We start from the raw sequence: 18,704 nt of genomic DNA, 5'->3' as shown, positions 1-18,704 counted from the left end.
AGCCTAAGCGAGGGGCCGGACGCCGGGGCGAGACTTTTTGGTTCCTTTTGTGGCGTTTGACAAAAGGGACTCGCCGTAAGGGCGAAACCGCCAGCCGCCATTACCGCAGCAACGGATATACCCCCGTCACCAAAAGCACCAACCGCCCCCCAAACCCACCCACTTTTCAGCCACCGCACAAAAAAGCAACCGACCAATTCGGCCTCACACCGCGTCTACAACGCGGGTATCTATAAGTAACACCACGCGCTAACCGAGTGCACCTGACGCCCCGCCCGCCCCTCGCTGGTGCGCCGGTTGCACCGAAAAAAACCCGCGCAAACGGTCAAATGCGCCTGAATTTATACATATGCGACATTAAGGTACGTACGTGCCACTGTTTATGGCCTGTGGTCGCTCAGGATCTTGCAATGGGTATGGCCCCTGCATAAGTATCCGCAGGCACGGCTCACGAGGTCGTCCTCTAATTCCAAAAATGACAACAAATCATGAGGCCAACATGCTTAAACACGCGGTCATTCCGTTTTTAGTCGGCGCCAGCTTGTTAGCCAGCGCACCTTTCGCCCAAGCGGCGACTAACCTGGTGTTTTGCTCCGAAGGGAGCCCGGCCGGTTTTGATCCTGGTCAGTACACCACCGGAACCGACTTCGACGCCTCTGCAGAAACCATGTTCAACCGTCTGACCCAGTTCGAGCGCGGCGGCACCGCCGTGATTCCTGGTCTGGCGACCAAGTGGGACATCTCCGACGATGGCCTGACTTACACCTTCCACCTGCGCGACGGCGTCAAGTTCCACACCACCCCGTACTTCAAGCCGACTCGTGAATTCAACGCCGACGACGTCCTGTTCACCTTTAATCGCATGATTAATAAGGATGATCCGTTCCGCAAAGCGTACCCGACCGAATTCCCGTACTTCACCGACATGGCGATGGACACCAACATCACCAAGATCGACAAAGTCGACGACAAAACCGTCAAGTTCACGCTCAAGGAAGTCGACGCTGCGTTCATCCAGAACATGGCCATGAGCTTCGCATCCATTCAGTCCGCCGAGTACGCTGCTCAGTTGCTGAAAGAAGGCAAAGCCGCCGATATCAACCAGAAGCCAATCGGCACTGGCCCGTTCGTGTTCAAGAGCTACCAGAAAGACTCCAACATCCGCTACACCGGGAACAAGGACTACTGGAAGCCTGACGACGTCAAGATCGACAACCTGATCTTCGCCATCACCACCGACCCGTCGGTGCGTATCCAGAAGCTGAAGAAGAACGAGTGCCAGATCACTCTGTTCCCGCGCCCAGCCGACCTGAAGGCGCTCAAAGAAGACAAATCCCTGAAAATGCCTGACCAGGCTGGTTTCAACCTGGGCTACATCGCGTACAACGTGATGGACAAGGTCAAGGGCAGCGACGAGCCGAACCCGTTGGCTAACCTGAAAGTGCGTCAAGCACTGGACATGGCCGTCAACAAGCCGCAGATCATTGACTCGGTGTACCAGGGCGCTGGCCAACTGGCCGTCAACGCCATGCCGCCAACCCAATGGTCCTACGACACCACGATCAAGGACGCGCCGTACAACCCTGAGAAAGCCAAAGAGCTGCTCAAGGAAGCCGGCGTCAAGGAAGGTACCGAAATCGTTCTGTGGGCGATGCCGGTACAGCGTCCGTACAACCCGAACGCCAAGCTGATGGCCGAGATGCTGCAGTCCGACTGGAAGAAGATCGGCCTGAACGTCAAGATCCAGAGCTACGAATGGGGCGAGTACATCAAGCGCTCCAAGGGCGGCGAAAACCAGGCCATGATCATCGGCTGGAGCGGTGACAATGGTGATCCGGACAACTGGCTCAACGTACTGTTCGGCTGCGACTCGCTGAGCGGCAACAACTTCTCCAAGTGGTGCGACAAGAAGTTCGACGGCCTCGTCAAAGAAGCCAAGCGCACAACCGATCAAGGCAAGCGCACCGAACTGTACAAAGAGGCGCAACACGTCCTCAAAGATGCTGTTCCAATGACACCTATCGCTCACTCGACGGTGTTCCAACCCATGCGCAACAGCGTGCAGGACTTCAAGATCAGCCCATTCGGCTTGAACTCCTTCTACGGCGTTAGCGTCAGCGACAGCAAGTAAGGTTTGGCAACGGCGACGTTTTTGACGTCGCCGTTGCTTTATCTGTCTACAAAGTAGGAAACCACCTACATCCAATTCCGCCGAGTCATACAGCAGCGGTATCGGACGTGTTGCTAATTCCTACGACACTTTGGGACCATTCGCATTTACTGCCAGACCCACGGCGCATACCGTCGGGTTCTGACCAGCTCATGCGTGGGCTCTCGGTTATTGCTGAAAGCATGGTTTGAAGCCAGTGATCCTCCACGTCCCAGGACGGGACGGCGGCTCATTGTCAAAACACTCGTGATTACAAGAGGGAGCGTCATGCGCCATACCTTGGTTTTATCCGCATTGCTGGGCACCGGCCTCTTGGCCGCCACTTCCATCAGCCAGGCAGCCAATAACAGCCTGGTGTTCTGCTCCGAAGGCAGCCCGGCTGGCTTCGACACCGCGCAGTACACGACCGCGACCGATAACGACGCCGCCGAACCGCTGTACAACCGACTGGCAGAGTTTGAAAAAGGCGCCACCAACGTCGTACCTGGCCTGGCCACGCGCTGGGATATTTCCGAGGACGGCCTCACGTACACCTTTCACCTGCGCGAAGGGGTGAAATTTCACACAACCAAGTACTTCACGCCCACCCGTGATTTCAACGCCGATGACGTGCTGTTCACGTTTAATCGCATGCTGGATCCCCAGCAACCTTTCCGTAAGGCTTACCCGACCGAGTTCCCGTACTTCAACGGGATGAGCCTGAACAAGAACATCGCCAAGGTCGAAAAGACCGGGCCGTTGACCGTGGTCATGACGCTCAACAGCGTCGACGCCGCGTTCATCCAGAACATCGCCATGAGCTTCGCCGCCATCCTGTCCGCCGAATACGCCGACAAACTGCTGGCCGAAGGCAAGCCAAGCGACATCAACCAGAAGCCGATCGGCACTGGCCCGTTTGCGTTCAAGAGCTACCAGAAAGATTCCAACATCCGTTACAGCGCCAACAAGCATTACTGGGACCCGAGCCGGGTCAAGCTCGACAACCTGATTTTCGCGATCAACACCGACGCCTCGGTGCGCGTGCAGAAGCTCAAGGCCGACGAGTGCCAGATCACCCTGAGCCCGCGCCCCGCCGACGTCGCCGCGCTGAAAAACGACCCGAACCTGAAGCTCATCGAGAAGCCCGGCTTCAACCTCGGCTACATCGCCTACAACGTGCGCCACAAACCGTTCGACCAGCTCGAAGTGCGTCAGGCGCTGGACATGGCGGTGAACAAACAGAGCATTCTCAACGCCGTGTACCAGGGCGCCGGGCAACTGGCGGTCAACGCCATGCCGCCGACCCAATGGTCCTACGACGACACCATCAAGGACGTTGCCTATAACCCGGAAAAAGCCAGGGAGATGCTCAAGGCCGCCGGCGTCAAAGAAGGCACCGAAATTACCCTGTGGGCGATGCCCGTTCAGCGCCCTTACAACCCGAACGCCAAATTGATGGCCGAGATGCTCCAGGCTGACTGGGCAAAAATCGGCCTCAAAGTGAAAATCGTCAGCTATGAATGGGGCGAGTACATCAAGCGCACCAAGAATGGCGAGCACGACATCAGCCTGATTGGCTGGACCGGTGACAACGGAGACCCGGACAACTGGCTCGGCACGCTGTACAGCTGCGATGCCATTGGCGGCAACAACTACTCCATGTGGTGTGATCCGGCCTACGACAAGCTGATCAAGCAGGCCAAAGTCGTTACCGACCGCGACCAGCGCACCGTGCTTTACAAACAGGCGCAACAGTACCTCAAGCAACAGGTACCGATCACGCCAGTCGCCCACTCGACGGTTAACCAGCCGTTGAGCGCCAAAATCGAAGGATTCAAGGTGAGTCCCTTCGGTCGTAACGTGTTCTCGGGCGTCAGCATAGAAAAATAACCGATTAGCCAGAAACGCTGGGGGCGGCTCACGCCCTCACGCAAGCGTATTGCCGTAATTCGCCAATCAGGCCTACAGCAAACGTTTGCGATGCCTTGAATGAGTTACAAACCAAATAGCCGGATCACCACAAAAAGACCGGCATTAAAAAAAAGAAAGTAAGGAGCTTCACCCATGAAACTGAGCAGCACCGCGTTATTGGCCCTGGCCATCAGCAGCATCACCGCCACGGCATACGCAGAAACCCAGAGCCAGGCTTACACCCCGGTCACCGTGAAAGAGAAAAGCGCCCAAAGCGAAGCCACTGGTTTCGTGGAAGGTCAATCGATCTCCGGGACCACGCGCAACTGGTACGCCAACGAACAATTCAAGCGTGGCGCCAAGCTCAAATATCGTGATGACGGCGTGCTGAAGGAAACGGATCGCCGCATCAACTGGGTGCAGGGCACGATCATCAAGTACAACTCGGGCTTCACCGAGGGCACTGTCGGTTTCAGCACCGAGGTCGCGGCCTACAACGCGATCGCCCTGGACCAGGACCGCAAGGATCTGGCCTCGGCCAACGGCGGCGCTCCAATCCCGGGCGTCGGCGGCAAAGGCAACAACCGGACCCTGACCAAAAATGGCGGCGATGCCCAGGGTCAGTGGAGCAAGGTCGGCCTGGCTAACGTCAAGGCGCGCGTCTCCAACACCACCCTGACCGCCGGCCGCATGAACTTCAGCAGCCCGCAGGTTGACGTGATCGGCAACCGTCCGTTGCCTTCGAGCTTCGAAGGTGTGGCCATCCACAGCGAAGAGCTGGAAAACCTGTCCTTCGACCTCGCCGGTTTCGATCGCAACTCACCGCGTACCGAAGAAAGCCTGCGTAAATTCCGCTCCGAATACGCCGACAACCTGGTTGAAATCGACCACGTCTACACCGCTGGCGTCACCTATCAGCCGCTCGCCAGCCTGACCACCAGCCTGTGGGGCACCCAGGCCGAAGACATGTGGAACCAGTACTACTTCGGCGCCACCCACGTTTTGGGTGACAGCTCGGTACTGAGCCTGACCACCGGCCTGAACTACTACAAGACTGTCGACGAAGGCAAAGCCGTACTTGGCCAGATCGACAACAACACCTACTCCCTGTCGTTCGGCCTGACTCACCTGGCCCACAGCCTGACCTTCTCGTACCAGGAAGTGAACGGCAACGAGTACTTCGACTACCTGCACGAAACCAACGGCATCTACCTGGCCAACTCCCTGCTCTCGGACTTCAACGGCCCGAACGAGAAGTCCTTCCAGGTCGCCTACGGCCTGAACATGGCTGAATACGGCGTGCCAGGCCTGAAATTCAACATCTACCAGGCTCGCGGCTGGGGCATCGACGGTACTCACTACAAAGGTGGCGAGTATTCCAGCGTGTTGGCGATGGACGGCGAAAGCCACTACGAATACGGCATCGGCGCTTCGTACGCCGTGCAGAGCGGCCCGCTCAAGGCCACCGCTATTCGCGCGACCTACACCGCTCACCGCGCCAGCGAAAACCAGGCCGATGGCAGCCTGAACGAGTTCCGTCTCGTGACCACCATCCCGTTCAACATTCTGTAAATGCACCTGCCGAACGGCTGATTCAGTGACGAATCGGCCGTTCGGCTTTTGTCCTTTAACCGATTGCAGAGGGTACTTGATGAAAATGCTTCCCCTACGTGCGGCCATCGCAGCCGCGTTGCTGAGTGTCGCTGTCGGCGTCTCGGCCAAACCCCTGGTGGTCTGCACCGAAGCCAGTCCGGAAGGCTTCGATATGGTCCAGTACACGACTGCAGTCACCGCCGACGCGGTGGCCGAGACCATCTTCAATCGTCTGGCGGATTTCAAGCCGGGTACCACTGAAGTGATTCCGGCACTGGCCGAATCCTGGGACATCAGCGAAGACGGTTTGACCTACACGTTCCACCTGCGCAAGGGCGTCAAGTTTCACACCACCGAATATTTCAAGCCGACCCGCGACATGAACGCCGACGACGTGGTCTGGAGCTTCCAGCGCCAGCTGGACCCGAATCACCCGTGGCACAAACTGTCGAGCGTGGGCTTCCCGTACTTTGAAAGCATGGGCTTCAAGGAACTGCTCAAAAGTGTAGAGAAAGTCGACGACAACACGGTCAAGTTCACCCTGACCCGTCGTGAAGCGCCGTTCCTGGCCGACATCGCCATGGCCTTCTCCTCGATCTACTCCGCCGAATACGCCGACCAGTTGCTCAAGGCCAACAAGACCGGCGACCTGAACAACAAACCGGTCGGCACCGGCCCGTTCATCTTCCAGCGTTACGCCAAGGACGCCCAGGTTCGCTTCAAGGCCAACCCGGAGTATTTCCGTGGCAAGCCACCGGCTGAAGCGTTGATCCTGGCCATCGCCACCGACAACAACGTGCGTCTGCAAAAGCTCAAGGCCAATGAGTGCCAGATCGCGCTGTACCCGAAACCGGATGACATCCCGAGCATCAAGAAAGACCCGAACCTGAAGGTCGATGAACTGAACGCGATGACCGTTTCGTACATCGCCATGAACACCACCCACAAATACATGAGTGATGTGCGGGTGCGTAAAGCCATCGACATTGCCTTCGACAAAGAGGCTTACGTCAACGCGCTGTTCGGCAAAGGCAACGCCACGGTCGCGGTCAACCCGTACCCGGACACCCTGCTCGGTTACAACCACGACCTGAAGAACCCGCCACGTGACCTCGACAAGGCCCGCGCCTTGCTCAAGGAAGCCGGCGTACCGGAAGGCACCACGTTTACCCTGTTCACCCGCAACGGCGGCGGTCCGACCAACCCCAACCCGATGCTCGGCGCGCAGATGATGCAGGCCGACCTGGCCAAGGTCGGGATCAAGATCGACATTCGCGTCATGGAATGGGGCGAGATGCTCAAACGTGCGAAAAACGGCGAGCACGACATGGTTTCTGCCGGATGGGCGGGCGATAACGGCGACCCGGATAACTTCCTGACGCCTATGCTCAGTTGCGAGGCGGCCAAAAACGGCGAAAACTACGCGCGCTGGTGCAACGAGAAATTCCAGGGGCTGATCGACGAGGCACGCGCTAAAGTTGATCCGGCCGAACGTGCCAAGCTGTATGAAGAAGCCCAGGTGGTCTTTAACCAGGATCAACCCTGGATCAGCATGGCCCACACCCGTATGTTCACCGCAATGCGCAACAACGTAGAGGGCTATCACATTAGCCCGCTCACCACTAATAACTTCGCCACCACCCAGGTGAAGTAGATAAGAAACTACCGGCATTCCTGACCCAGGAATGCCGGGCACGCCTAACCGGCTGATGAGGTACACCAGAAGATGTTTAGTTTTATTGCCCGCCGATTGGGGTTACTGATCCCCACGTTCTTCGGCATCACCTTGCTGACTTTCGCGTTGATTCGCATGATTCCTGGCGACCCCGTGGAAGTAATGATGGGCGAACGTCGAGTCGACCCCGAAATGCATGCTCAGGCAATGGAACGCCTTGGTCTTAACAAACCGCTGTATGCCCAATACCTGGATTACATTGGCAAACTGGCCCACGGCGATCTTGGCGAATCCCTGCGTACCCGTGAAAGCGTCTGGAGCGAGTTCAGCTCTCTATTCCCCGCGACCCTGGAACTGTCCATGGCCGCGCTGTTGTTCGCCGGCATCCTGGGCCTGTTGGCCGGGGTGATCGCGGCACTCAAGCGAGGATCCCTGTTCGACCATGGGGTGATGGGCATCTCCCTGGCGGGATATTCGATGCCGATCTTCTGGTGGGGCCTGATCCTGATCATGTTCTTCTCGGTGTCCCTGGGCTGGACCCCGGTGTCCGGGCGGATCGACCTGCTGTATGACATCGAGCCGCGCACCGGCTTCATGCTGATCGATACCCTGCTGGCCGATGACGTCGGCGCGTTCTTCGATGCGCTGCACCACCTGATCCTGCCGGCCATCGTGCTCGGCACCATCCCGCTGGCGGTTATCGCGCGGATGACCCGCTCTTCGATGCTCGAAGTACTGCGTGAAGACTACATCCGTACCGCCCGCGCCAAAGGCCTGTCGCCGTCGCGCGTGGTGTTCGTTCACGGCCTGCGCAACGCACTGATTCCGGTACTGACCGTGGTCGGCCTGCAAGTCGGCACGTTGCTGGCCGGTGCGGTCCTGACCGAAACCATCTTCTCGTGGCCCGGCATCGGTAAATGGCTGATCGAAGCCATTGGCGCCCGTGACTACCCTGTCGTGCAAAACGGCATCCTGTTAATCGCCTGCCTGGTGATTCTGGTCAACTTCGTAGTGGACATCCTCTACGGCTTTGCCAACCCACGCATTCGTCACCAGCGCTGAGATCATGACCATGACCACTCCAACTCCAGCGGTAGCAGTCGATCAAAGCCTGCTGTACCCGTCCCCGTACAAAGAATTCTGGCAAGCCTTCTCCAAGAACAAAGGCGCCGTCGCCGGCCTGATGTTCATGTTGCTGGTGATTTTCTGCGCGATCTTCGCGCCGTGGGTTTCCCCGCACAATCCGAGCGAGCAATACCGCGACTTCCTGCTGACCCCGCCGTCCTGGCTGGAAGGTGGGCAAATCCAGTTCCTGCTCGGCACCGATGAACTGGGGCGCGACCTGCTGTCGCGACTGATCAACGGTTCGCGCCTGTCCCTGCTGATCGGCTTGTCGTCGGTTGTCATGTCGCTGATTCCGGGGATCCTGCTGGGTCTGTTCGCCGGTTTCTTCCCGAAACTGCTCGGCCCGACCATCATGCGCCTGATGGACATCATGCTGGCCCTGCCGTCCCTGCTGCTGGCCGTGGCGATTGTCGCCATCCTCGGCCCTGGCCTGATCAACACCATCATCGCGATCGCCGTGGTGTCGTTGCCGTCCTATGTTCGTCTGACCCGCGCCGCGGTGATGGGCGAACTGAACCGCGACTACGTGACCGCCGCGCGCCTGGCCGGTGCCGGCCTGCCACGCCTGATGTTCATCACCGTGCTGCCGAACTGCATGGCGCCGCTGATCGTTCAAGCGACCTTGAGTTTTTCCTCGGCGATTCTCGATGCCGCGGCACTGGGCTTCCTCGGCCTTGGCGTACAACCGCCAACCCCTGAGTGGGGCACGATGCTGGCTTCGGCTCGCGACTACATCGAACGCGCCTGGTGGGTGGTAAGTCTGCCTGGTTTGACCATTTTGCTCAGCGTGCTGGCAATCAACTTGATGGGCGACGGTCTGCGCGATGCGCTGGACCCGAAACTCAAGAACGCCGCCTGAGGAGATTCAAATGTCACTGTTAGAAATCAAGAATCTCAACGTTCGCTTTGGCGACAAAACCGCTGTTCCGGTGGTCGACGGTCTCGACATCTCCGTCGACAAGGGCGAAGTGCTGGCCATCGTTGGCGAGTCGGGTTCCGGTAAATCCGTGACCATGATGGCGCTGATGGGTCTGATCGAGCATCCGGGGATCGTCACCGCCGACGCCCTGAATTTCGACGGCAAGGACATGCTCAAGCTCAGCAACCGTCAGCGTCGGCAAATCGTCGGCAAAGACCTGGCCATGGTTTTCCAGGACCCGATGACCGCGCTGAACCCGAGCTACACCGTCGGTTTCCAGATTGAGGAAGTGCTGCGCCTGCATCTGAAAATGTCCGGCAAACAAGCGCGCAAGCGTGCCATCGAGCTGCTGGAAAAAGTTGAAATCCCGGGCGCCGCGAGCCGCATGGACGCTTACCCGCATCAACTGTCCGGCGGCATGAGCCAGCGTGTTGCAATCGCCATGGCGATTGCCGGCGAACCGAAACTGCTGATCGCCGACGAACCGACCACCGCCCTCGACGTGACGATTCAGGCGCAGATCATGGACCTGCTGCTGGCGTTGCAAAAAGAGCAGAACATGGGCCTGGTGCTGATCACTCACGACCTCGCGGTCGTGGCCGAAACCGCACAACGCGTGTGCGTGATGTACGCCGGTCAAGCGGTGGAAGTCGGTCAGGTGCCACAACTGTTCGACATTCCGGCGCACCCGTACAGCGAAGCACTGCTCAAGGCGATTCCGGAACACAGCCTGGGCGCGACGCGCCTGGCCACGCTGCCGGGGATCGTTCCCGGTCGTTATGACCGTCCGCAGGGTTGCCTGCTGTCGCCGCGTTGCCCGTACGTGCAGGAAACCTGCCGCCAGCAACGTCCGACCCTTGACCCGAAAAGCAACAGCCTCGCCCGCTGCTTCTACCCGCTGAATCAGGAGGTGGCGTAATGGCCGTCGTACTTACCGCCCGCGACCTGACCCGTCACTACGAAGTGTCCCGTGGCCTGTTCAAGGGCCATGCGACCGTGCGCGCCTTGAACGGTGTGTCGTTTGAACTCGAAGCCGGCAAGACCCTCGCCGTCGTGGGCGAATCGGGCTGCGGCAAATCGACCCTGGCCCGTGCCCTGACCCTGATCGAAGAGCCGTCCTCCGGTTCCTTGAAAATCGCCGGCCAGGAAGTCGCCGGCGCCGATAAGGCCCAGCGCAAGCAATTGCGCAAAGACGTGCAGATGGTGTTCCAGAGCCCGTATGCGTCGTTGAACCCACGGCAGAAAGTCGGTGACCAGCTCGGCGAACCGCTGCTGATCAACACCAACCTGAGCGCGGCCGAACGTCGCGAGAAAGTGCAGGCGATGATGAAGCAAGTGGGCTTGCGGCCTGAGCATTATCAGCGTTATCCGCACATGTTCTCGGGCGGTCAGCGCCAGCGGATCGCCCTGGCTCGGGCGATGATGCTGCAACCGAAAGTGCTGGTGGCGGACGAACCGACCTCGGCGCTGGACGTGTCGATTCAGGCGCAGGTGCTGAACCTGTTCATGGATTTGCAGCAAGAGTTCAACACCGCGTACGTGTTCATCTCGCACAACCTGGCGGTGGTGCAACACGTGGCCGATGACGTGATGGTGATGTACCTCGGTCGCCCGGTGGAAATGGGCCCGAAGAACGACATCTACGAGCGTCCGCTGCACCCCTACACCCAGGCGTTGCTGTCGGCGACACCGACCATTCACCCGGACCCGAACAAGCCGAAAATCAAGATCGTCGGTGAGTTGCCCAACCCGCTGAACCCGCCATCGGGTTGCGCTTTCCACAAGCGCTGCCCGTACGCCACCGAGCGTTGCAGCACTGAAGAGCCGGCCCTGCGCCTGCTCGACAGCCGCCAAGTGGCTTGCCATTACGCCGAGCAGTTCCTCGACGGCGCGGCATAAGCAGATTTGTAGGCAGATACAAAAACTGTGGGAGCGGGCTTGCTCGCGAATGCGTTAAATCAGTCAACGCACATGTCGACTGATACACCGCTTTCGCGAGCAAGCTCGCTCCCACAGGGGGATGCAACCGGTTCAGTACCCCTTCTACTTCGGCTGAGCATCAGCCTGGGTAGAAGGGGTTTTCTTTTGTCTGCGATTCAGGACTGGCTGTCGTCGTCATCGTCGTCGGTGTCAGGCTCTTCGGTCGTCGAATCGTCGTCGTCCTTGCTGCCGCCCTGATCCTGATCGCCCGGCTCAGATTCGGACTTGGCGATCAATAGGACGCCACCATGGTGCTGAACGCCGTTAAAGCCCTGCGGCGGGTTGGCGGTGCTCGCCCACGCCGCCGATGTGCCGAGCGACAGCATCACCAAAACCTTTAGCAACAGCACAACGCGCTGAAAAATACTCATAGCCGATTCCGTCCTTTCGTGGGTGAAGCCTGGGAGCCTGTCTGGCGCTGAGTGAAATCTAGTTCCGATCCGCGAGGTTCTCCAGATAGGACGCTAACGAAGGGTGGGAATTGCCGTTAATGGTCAGATTGGTTTGGAATAAGTCATATACCCAAACTCAATAAAAACGCCGAACACCTGTGGGAGTGGGCTTGCTCGCGAAGGCGGTGTGTCAGGCGATGCAGGTGTCGCTGAGACACCGCTTTCGCGAGCAAGCCCGCTCCCACAGGAAATCTGCATAGCCGCCGGAATCGGGGCAATAAAAAACCCCGCGGCGTTCGCAACGGGGTTTGGGCTGTCGCCGATCAGCGCTTAATGATGCTCACGGGTCGCACGGAATTTCACGTCCGGCCAGCGCTCTTCCATCAGGGCCAGGTTGACCCGCGTCGGCGCGAGGTAGGTCAGGTGACCACCGCCGTCAACCGCGAGGTTTTCCACTGCCTTGATGCTGAACTCTTCAAGCTTCTTCTTATCGCTGCAATCGATCCAGCGCGCGGAATACACGGTGATCGGCTCGTATGAGCACTCGACCTTGTATTCCTCTTTCAAACGGCTGGCGACCACGTCGAACTGCAGCACGCCGACGGCGCCGAGGATGATGTCGTTGCTGCGCTCGGGGAAGAACACCTGAGTGGCGCCCTCTTCCGCCAGTTGCTGCAAGCCCTGGCGCAGTTGCTTGGATTTCAGCGGGTCGCGCAGGCGCACGCGGCGGAACAGTTCCGGGGCGAAGTGCGGGATACCGGTGAAGCCCAGGACTTCGCCTTCGGTGAAGGTGTCGCCGATCTGGATGGTGCCGTGGTTGTGCAAGCCGATGATGTCGCCGGCATACGCCTCTTCCAGTTGCTCACGCTCGGAGGAGAAGAACGTCAGCGCGTCGCCGATCCGCACGTCTTTGCCGGTGCGCACGTGGCGCATCTTCATGCCCTTTTCGTACTTGCCGGAGCAGATACGCATGAAGGCAATGCGGTCGCGGTGTTTCGGGTCCATGTTCGCCTGGATCTTGAATACGAAGCCGGCGAATTTCTCTTCCACCGGTTCCACGGTGCGCTCGTTGGCGACACGGGCCAGCGGTTTCGGCGCCCAGTTGACCACGGCGTCGAGCACGTGATCGACCCCGAAGTTGCCCAGTGCGGTACCGAAGAACACCGGCGTCAGCTGGCCGTCGAGGAATTCCTGTTGATTGAATTCGTGACAGGCGCCCTGCACCAGTTCCAGCTGATCAACGAAGCGGTCGTACTCGTCACCGAGGTGCGCGCGCGCTTCATCGGAGTCGAGCTTCTCGATGATTTTCACATCGGTGCGCTCGTGGCCGTGGCCGGCGGTGTACACGATGATGTAGTCGTCGGCGAGGTGGTAAACCCCTTTGAAGTCGCGGTAGCAACCGATCGGCCAGGTGATCGGCGCAGCCTTGATCTTCAGGACCGCTTCGATTTCGTCGAGCAGTTCGATCGGGTCGCGGATGTCGCGGTCGAGTTTGTTGATGAAGCTGACAATCGGCGTGTCACGCAGACGGCACACGTCCATCAGCGCGATGGTCCGTGGCTCTACACCCTTGCCGCCGTCGAGGACCATCAAGGCCGAGTCCACTGCGGTCAAGGTGCGGTAGGTGTCTTCGGAGAAGTCTTCGTGGCCCGGGGTGTCGAGCAGGTTGATCATGTGGTCGCGATACGGGAACTGCATGACCGACGTGGTAATCGAGATACCCCGCTGCTTTTCCATTTCCATCCAGTCGGAGGTGGCATGGCGGTCGGACTTGCGAGACTTCACCGTGCCCGCAATCGCAATCGCCTTGCCCATCAGCAAGAGCTTCTCGGTGATGGTGGTTTTACCGGCATCGGGGTGGGAAATAATGGCGAAAGTGCGGCGTTTCGCGACTTCGGCGGCCTGTTTGGTCATGGGAAATCGCCTGGCAGGTGATTCAAAAAAGGGCGGCGAGTATAGCGCAAACCGAGCATCACGGACCACCGCTCGCCCAGTCACCGACGGCAATTATCGGGCCCGTCGGGAGATCAAGGGTGGCTAAATGCTGCTAATTATGGAACCTTTTAAAAGGTGCAGACGTCCACTCCCCTGTTACAGCACTCGTACCAGGGGCTGATAAATCAGCAAGTTAGCCTGACGAGGCTGCGCTTATGGCTCGATCTCATGGGGTTTCACCCGCATGGGGAGCTGCTTCTCGCGAACGTTGTTTTTCCCGGCAGCCAGGAATGGCACTGCCACTCGGGACTGCGTCCGCCGACAAAGAAAAAAGGAGTCCGCCTGTGGCTATTCGCTATGGCAAGGGGCTGATAGGAGGTGCGGTTGTCGTCGCACTCCTGGCCCTGCTGGTCCACTGGATTGGCATCAACACGATCGAACATTACCGCGACGATTTGTTGTTTTACCTGCAAGCGCATCTGGTTCTCGTCCTTGTCTCCATGCTGGCCGCCCTCGTTGTGGGCATCCCCGCCGGTATCTTCCTCAGCCGCCCGACCATGGTGGGCCGCGCTGAACGCTTCATGCAGATCTTCAACATCGGCAACACCGTGCCGCCTCTCGCCGTACTGGCCATCGCCCTGGGGATCCTCGGCATCGGCAGCGGCCCCGCGATCTTCGCCCTGTTCCTCGCCTCGCTGTTGCCGATCGTGCGCAACACCTATGAAGGCCTGAAAAACGTTCAGGGTTCGCTCAAGGAAGCGGCCGTCGGCATTGGCATGACCCCGACGCAAGTGCTGTGGCGAGTCGAACTGCCGAACGCGGTGCCGATCATCATCGGTGGCGTGCGCGTGGCCCTGGCGATCAACGTCGGTACGGCGCCGCTGGCGTTCCTGATCGGCGCCAACAGCCTGGGCAGCCTGATTTTCCCTGGCATCGCCCTGAACAATCAGCCGCAATTGCTGCTCGGCGCGGCGTGCACCGCCCTGCTGGCCTTGCTGCTCGACGGCCTGGTGACACTCGCCAGCCGCCTCTGGCTCGAACGCGGCCTACGCCCGTCTTAAGCCTCGGCAAAGGAATATTTATGAAAGCTTTCCACCTAAAAGGCATGACCTTGATATTGGGCTGCGTTCTGCTGGTCGCAGGATTTGCCCAAGCCGCTGACAAACCCGTTATCCGCATCGGCGCCCGGGTGTTCACCGAACAAACCCTGCTCGCGGAAATCACCGCCCAATACCTGCGCAGCAAGGGTTACGACACCCAGGTCACCGGTGGCCTGGGCAGCAACCTGGCCCGCAGCGCTCACGAAAGCGGCCAACTGGACCTCATGTGGGAATACACCGGCGTCTCGCTGGTGGCTTATAACCACGTCACCGAAAAACTCGACAGCGCTCAGTCCTACGCCAAGGTGAAAGAACTCGACGCGAAAAAAGGCCTGGTCTGGCTGACGCCGTCGAAATTCAGCAACACCTACGCCCTCGCCCTGCCGGAAAAAACCGCCAAGGCCTATCCACAGATCAACACCATCAGCGAGCTGAACACGGTGTTGCAGGCGGAGCAGAAGGACAATCACCTGGTGGCGCTGGACACCGAGTTCGCCAACCGCTCCGACGGTCTGGACGGCATGGTCGAGCTCTACGGCATGAACCTGACCCGCAAGAACATCCGCCAGATGGACGCCGGGCTGGTCTACACCGCCCTGCGCAATAGCCAGGTGTTTGCCGGTCTGGTCTACACCACTGACGGTCGATTGAACGCGTTCAAATTGAAACTGCTCGAAGACGACAAGCACTACTTCCCGGACTACACCGCCGCCCCGGTGGTGCGTCAGGTGTACCTCGACGCCCATCCCAAGCTTGCCGAAGAGATCAAACCGCTGGCCGAGCTGTTCGATGACGAAACCATGCGCGCATTGAATGCGCGGGTCGATGTCGATCACGAAAGCCCTTCATCCGTTGCCGCAGATTTCCTGCGCCAGCATCCAATCAACTAAGGAGGAAAAGCCATGGAATTTCTGAACGCCTTTTCCCATCTCGACTGGCCGCTGGTGCTGCACCTGACCTGGCAGCACATCACTCTGGTCGGCATCGCCGTGACTCTGGCGATTCTGGTCGGCGTGCCACTGGGCATCCTGATGACGCGCTTCCCGACGCTGGCCGGCCCGTTGCAAGCCAGCGCCACGGTGCTGCTGACCGTGCCGTCGATTGCGCTGTTCGGCCTGTTGCTGCCGTTCTACTCCAAGTTCGGCCAGGGCCTGGGACCGATGCCGGCGATTACCGCCGTGTTTCTGTACTCGCTGCTGCCGATCATGCGTAACACCTACCTCGCCCTGACGGGCGTCGAACCGGGCATTCGCGAAGCCGCACGCGGCATCGGCATGACCTTCGGCCAGCGCCTGCGCATGGTTGAACTGCCGATTGCAGTGCCGGTGATTCTGGCCGGTGTGCGCACCGCCGTGGTCATGAACATTGGTGTGATGACCATCGCCGCGACCATCGGCGCCGGTGGCCTCGGTGTCCTCATTCTCGCTTCCATCAGCCGCAGCGACATGTCGATGCTGATCGTCGGCGCCGTGCTGGTCAGTCTCCTGGCCATCTTCGCCGACCTGCTTCTGCAATGGCTGCAACGCACGCTGACTCCAAAAGGACTCCTGAAATGATCGAACTTCAAAACCTCAGCAAGACCTTCCAAAGCAACGGCAAAGATGTGAAAGCCGTGGACTCGGTGAGCCTGACCGTCAATGAAGGCGAAATCTGTGTGTTCCTCGGGCCATCGGGCTGCGGCAAAAGCACCACGCTGAAGATGATCAACCGCCTGATCAAGCCGACCTCGGGCAAGATTCTGATCAACGGCGAAGACACCACCGACCTCGACGAAGTGACCCTGCGCCGCAACATCGGGTATGTGATCCAGCAGATCGGTCTGTTCCCGAACATGACTATCGAAGAGAACATCACCATCGTTCCGCGCCTGCTGGGCTGGGACAAACAGAAATGCCACGACCGCGCCCGCGAGTTGATGAGCATGATCAAGCTCGAACCCAAGCAGTACCTGAATCGTTACCCGCGTGAGTTGTCGGGCGGTCAGCAGCAGCGGATCGGCGTGATTCGAGCACTCGCGGCCGATGCGCCGCTGTTGTTGATGGACGAACCTTTCGGCGCGGTCGACCCGATCAACCGCGAGATGATCCAGAACGAGTTCTTCGAGATGCAACGCGCGTTGAACAAGACCGTGATCATGGTCAGCCACGACATTGACGAAGCCATCAAGCTGGGCGACAAGATTGCGATTTTCCGCGCCGGCAAACTGTTGCAGATCGATCACCCGGACACCCTGCTGGCACACCCGGCGGATGACTTTGTCAGCAACTTCGTCGGCCAGGACAGCACGCTCAAGCGTCTGTTGCTGGTAAAAGCCGAAGACGCGGCGGACAACGCGCCGTCGGTCAGCCCGGAAACGCCGGTGGCTGAAGCCCTGGAATTGATGGACGAACTGGACCGTCGTTATGTGGTGGTCACCGATGGTGAGAACAAGGCGCTTGGCTATGTACGCCGGCGCGACCTGCACCGTCAGACCGGTGCGTGCGCGCAGTACTTGCGCGAGTTCAACGCCACGGCGGCGTACGACGAGCATCTGCGCATCCTGCTGTCGCGCATGTACGAGTTCAACCGCTCATGGCTGCCGGTGATGGATGCCGAGCGGGTGTTCCTCGGGGAAGTGACCCAGGAATCGATTGCTGAATATCTAAGCTCCGGCAAGTCCCGTGGCGGCAAGACCAGCATCGTTTCGCCGGCCGAGACGGCTGTCGCCTGACCCTGTGGCGAGGGGGCTTGCCCCCGTTGGGCGGCGAAGCGGCCCCAAATCAGGCAATGCGGTTGTTCAGTGAGACCGCGTTGGCTGACTTTACGACTGCTGCGCAGCCGAACGGGGGCAAGCCCCCTCGCCACAGAAGGCCTCCGGCAACACAGCAAGCCTCCTCGCCACAAGGGCATCGCAAATCCCTGCAAAAATCCCTGCTACGGAACCGCACGACGGCAGCGTTTCGCCGGCCGAGACGGCTGTCGCCTGATCCTGTGGCGAGGGGGCTTGCCCCCGTTGGGCTGCGAAGCGGCCCCAAATCAGGCAATGCGGTTGTTCAGTGAGACCGCGTTGGCTGACTTTACGGCTGCTGCGCAGCCGAACGGGGGCAAGCCCCCTCGCCACAGAAAGCCCCCTCGCCCCAGAAGGCCTCCGGCAACACAGCAAGCCTCCTCGCCACAAGGGCATCGCAAATCCCTGCAAAAATCCCTTCTACGGGAACATCACTCGGTCACACAGGTCGGTTACATCAGTAACTGTCCGGGACCGCACGACGGAAGCGTGCAAAAACGCGACATTTTTTGTTGCTCTCAAGCCCCTCACGCCCTAAAGTTCGCGCCGAACGTCCATGCTGGAAACGATCCATCCGGCTCAAGTACTGACGACGAGACAGCAAGGCCAAGGGAAGCAACGCCTCCCATGGCCTTTTTGCTTTCGGCGACATGCCTTGGGAAGTAGGCGAACCAAAGTGGGGATACGGAGGACGTTCATTTGCACCCATTGTTAATTTCAGTTTGCCAGTAGGAGTTCCCAGCATGTCGATCAACGTCGAAGACTATTTCGCGCGCGATACCTTCAACAAAATGAAGGCGTTCGCCGACAAACAAGAAACCCCGTTCGTGGTGATCGACACCGCGATGATCAGCCAGGCCTACGACGACCTGCGCGCCGGTTTCGAATTCGCCAAGGTCTACTACGCGGTCAAGGCCAACCCGGCCGTCGAAATCATCGACCTGCTCAAAGAGAAAGGCTCGAACTTCGACATCGCCTCGATCTACGAGCTCGACAAAGTGATGAACCAAGGCGTCGGCCCGGATCGCATCAGCTACGGCAACACCATCAAGAAATCCAAGGAAAGCGCTGCTGGACGGCAAGAGCAAACACAACGCCCAACCCAAACTGCTAATCGCCCCAGGGCATTCGGCGACCCAGGCGGTGGCCACCGCCATG

General features: G+C 59.3%; 14 protein-coding genes and 1 pseudogene. 13 read left to right on the top strand and 2 right to left on the bottom strand.

The features are described from left to right. Positions 1-499 precede the first annotated feature (499 nt). From ACQKP4_RS25465 to ACQKP4_RS25430, 8 genes are all read left to right on the top strand, one after another. Positions 500-2,131 carry an ABC transporter substrate-binding protein gene (locus ACQKP4_RS25465; RefSeq protein WP_427636650.1) on the top strand — a complete coding sequence of 544 codons (1,632 nt, stop codon included), beginning with the start codon at positions 500-502 and terminating at the stop codon, positions 2,129-2,131. A gap of 306 nt (positions 2,132-2,437) precedes the next feature. Beyond that, on the top strand, positions 2,438-4,039 hold the full coding sequence (locus ACQKP4_RS25460; protein WP_427636648.1) for an ABC transporter substrate-binding protein: 1,602 nt from the start codon (positions 2,438-2,440) through the stop codon (positions 4,037-4,039). Between the two features lie 174 nt (positions 4,040-4,213). Then, positions 4,214-5,632 carry an OprD family porin gene (locus tag ACQKP4_RS25455; RefSeq protein ID WP_427636646.1) on the top strand — a complete coding sequence of 473 codons (1,419 nt, stop codon included), beginning with the start codon at positions 4,214-4,216 and terminating at the stop codon, positions 5,630-5,632. A 79-nt stretch (positions 5,633-5,711) separates the two neighbouring features. Beyond that, complete coding sequence (locus tag ACQKP4_RS25450) at positions 5,712-7,307, top strand: ABC transporter substrate-binding protein (protein WP_427636644.1); 1,596 nt, start codon at positions 5,712-5,714, stop codon at positions 7,305-7,307. Between the two features lie 72 nt (positions 7,308-7,379). Beyond that, complete coding sequence (locus ACQKP4_RS25445) at positions 7,380-8,390, top strand: ABC transporter permease subunit (protein WP_131063110.1); 1,011 nt, start codon at positions 7,380-7,382, stop codon at positions 8,388-8,390. Between the two features lie 10 nt (positions 8,391-8,400). After that, positions 8,401-9,312 (top strand): ABC transporter permease subunit, encoded by a 912-nt coding sequence (locus ACQKP4_RS25440; RefSeq protein WP_427636642.1) that lies wholly within the window; start codon positions 8,401-8,403, stop codon positions 9,310-9,312. Positions 9,313-9,322: 10 nt separating this feature from the next. Continuing rightward, positions 9,323-10,291, top strand: coding sequence for an ABC transporter ATP-binding protein (locus tag ACQKP4_RS25435; RefSeq protein WP_427636640.1), 969 nt, complete (start codon positions 9,323-9,325; stop codon positions 10,289-10,291). Next, the gene (locus tag ACQKP4_RS25430) at positions 10,291-11,271 is read left to right on the top strand and encodes a peptide ABC transporter ATP-binding protein (RefSeq protein WP_222589761.1); all 981 of its coding nucleotides are present in this window, start codon (positions 10,291-10,293) and stop codon (positions 11,269-11,271) included. Before ACQKP4_RS25435 ends, ACQKP4_RS25430 begins: the two co-directional genes overlap by 1 nt. Before the next feature lie 197 nt (positions 11,272-11,468). On the opposite strand, the gene ACQKP4_RS25425 is transcribed toward ACQKP4_RS25430, so the two are convergent. Continuing rightward, entirely contained in the window at positions 11,469-11,723 is a 255-nt protein-coding gene (locus ACQKP4_RS25425; RefSeq protein WP_427636639.1) for a hypothetical protein, read from the bottom strand. Positions 11,724-12,074: 351 nt separating this feature from the next. Beyond that, complete coding sequence (locus ACQKP4_RS25420) at positions 12,075-13,658, bottom strand: peptide chain release factor 3 (protein ID WP_427636637.1); 1,584 nt, start codon at positions 13,656-13,658, stop codon at positions 12,075-12,077. A 365-nt stretch (positions 13,659-14,023) separates the two neighbouring features. On the opposite strand from ACQKP4_RS25420, the gene ACQKP4_RS25415 reads away from it, so the two are divergent. The 5 genes and pseudogenes from ACQKP4_RS25415 to ACQKP4_RS25395 all read left to right on the top strand — a co-directional run. After that, positions 14,024-14,740, top strand: a complete 717-nt coding sequence (locus ACQKP4_RS25415) for an ABC transporter permease (RefSeq protein ID WP_427636635.1) — start codon at positions 14,024-14,026, stop codon at positions 14,738-14,740. A 20-nt stretch (positions 14,741-14,760) separates the two neighbouring features. Beyond that, complete coding sequence (locus tag ACQKP4_RS25410) at positions 14,761-15,669, top strand: glycine betaine ABC transporter substrate-binding protein (protein WP_427636633.1); 909 nt, start codon at positions 14,761-14,763, stop codon at positions 15,667-15,669. Between the two features lie 12 nt (positions 15,670-15,681). Then, the gene (locus ACQKP4_RS25405; protein WP_007942812.1) at positions 15,682-16,335 is read left to right on the top strand and encodes an ABC transporter permease; all 654 of its coding nucleotides are present in this window, start codon (positions 15,682-15,684) and stop codon (positions 16,333-16,335) included. Beyond that, positions 16,332-17,489 carry a betaine/proline/choline family ABC transporter ATP-binding protein gene (locus tag ACQKP4_RS25400; RefSeq protein ID WP_427636631.1) on the top strand — a complete coding sequence of 386 codons (1,158 nt, stop codon included), beginning with the start codon at positions 16,332-16,334 and terminating at the stop codon, positions 17,487-17,489. Before ACQKP4_RS25405 ends, ACQKP4_RS25400 begins: the two co-directional genes overlap by 4 nt. An 800-nt stretch (positions 17,490-18,289) precedes the next feature. After that, positions 18,290-18,704: pseudogene (locus tag ACQKP4_RS25395) on the top strand (hypothetical protein); the annotation flags it as partial.

It is taken from the genome of Pseudomonas sp. NPDC086278 (assembly GCF_050280905.1).
Taxonomy (GTDB): Bacteria; Pseudomonadota; Gammaproteobacteria; order Pseudomonadales; family Pseudomonadaceae; genus Aquipseudomonas.
Note: the sequence above shows the minus strand (reverse complement) of the source record. Positions and strands in the feature narration are given on the sequence as shown.

Excerpts from the sequence above, each read along its gene's own strand:
- ACQKP4_RS25465 (WP_427636650.1), top strand. The coding sequence starts at position 500 with ATGCTTAAACACGCGGTCATTCCGTTTTTAGTCGGCGCCAGCTTGTTA.
- ACQKP4_RS25460 (WP_427636648.1), top strand. The coding sequence starts at position 2,438 with ATGCGCCATACCTTGGTTTTATCCGCATTGCTGGGCACCGGCCTCTTG.
- ACQKP4_RS25455 (WP_427636646.1), top strand. The coding sequence starts at position 4,214 with ATGAAACTGAGCAGCACCGCGTTATTGGCCCTGGCCATCAGCAGCATC.
- ACQKP4_RS25450 (WP_427636644.1), top strand. The coding sequence starts at position 5,712 with ATGAAAATGCTTCCCCTACGTGCGGCCATCGCAGCCGCGTTGCTGAGT.
- ACQKP4_RS25445 (WP_131063110.1), top strand. The coding sequence starts at position 7,380 with ATGTTTAGTTTTATTGCCCGCCGATTGGGGTTACTGATCCCCACGTTC.
- ACQKP4_RS25440 (WP_427636642.1), top strand. The coding sequence starts at position 8,401 with ATGACCACTCCAACTCCAGCGGTAGCAGTCGATCAAAGCCTGCTGTAC.
- ACQKP4_RS25435 (WP_427636640.1), top strand. The coding sequence starts at position 9,323 with ATGTCACTGTTAGAAATCAAGAATCTCAACGTTCGCTTTGGCGACAAA.
- ACQKP4_RS25430 (WP_222589761.1), top strand. The coding sequence starts at position 10,291 with ATGGCCGTCGTACTTACCGCCCGCGACCTGACCCGTCACTACGAAGTG.
- ACQKP4_RS25425 (WP_427636639.1), bottom strand. The coding sequence starts at position 11,723 with ATGAGTATTTTTCAGCGCGTTGTGCTGTTGCTAAAGGTTTTGGTGATG.
- ACQKP4_RS25420 (WP_427636637.1), bottom strand. The coding sequence starts at position 13,658 with ATGACCAAACAGGCCGCCGAAGTCGCGAAACGCCGCACTTTCGCCATT.
- ACQKP4_RS25410 (WP_427636633.1), top strand. The coding sequence starts at position 14,761 with ATGAAAGCTTTCCACCTAAAAGGCATGACCTTGATATTGGGCTGCGTT.
- ACQKP4_RS25405 (WP_007942812.1), top strand. The coding sequence starts at position 15,682 with ATGGAATTTCTGAACGCCTTTTCCCATCTCGACTGGCCGCTGGTGCTG.
- ACQKP4_RS25400 (WP_427636631.1), top strand. The coding sequence starts at position 16,332 with ATGATCGAACTTCAAAACCTCAGCAAGACCTTCCAAAGCAACGGCAAA.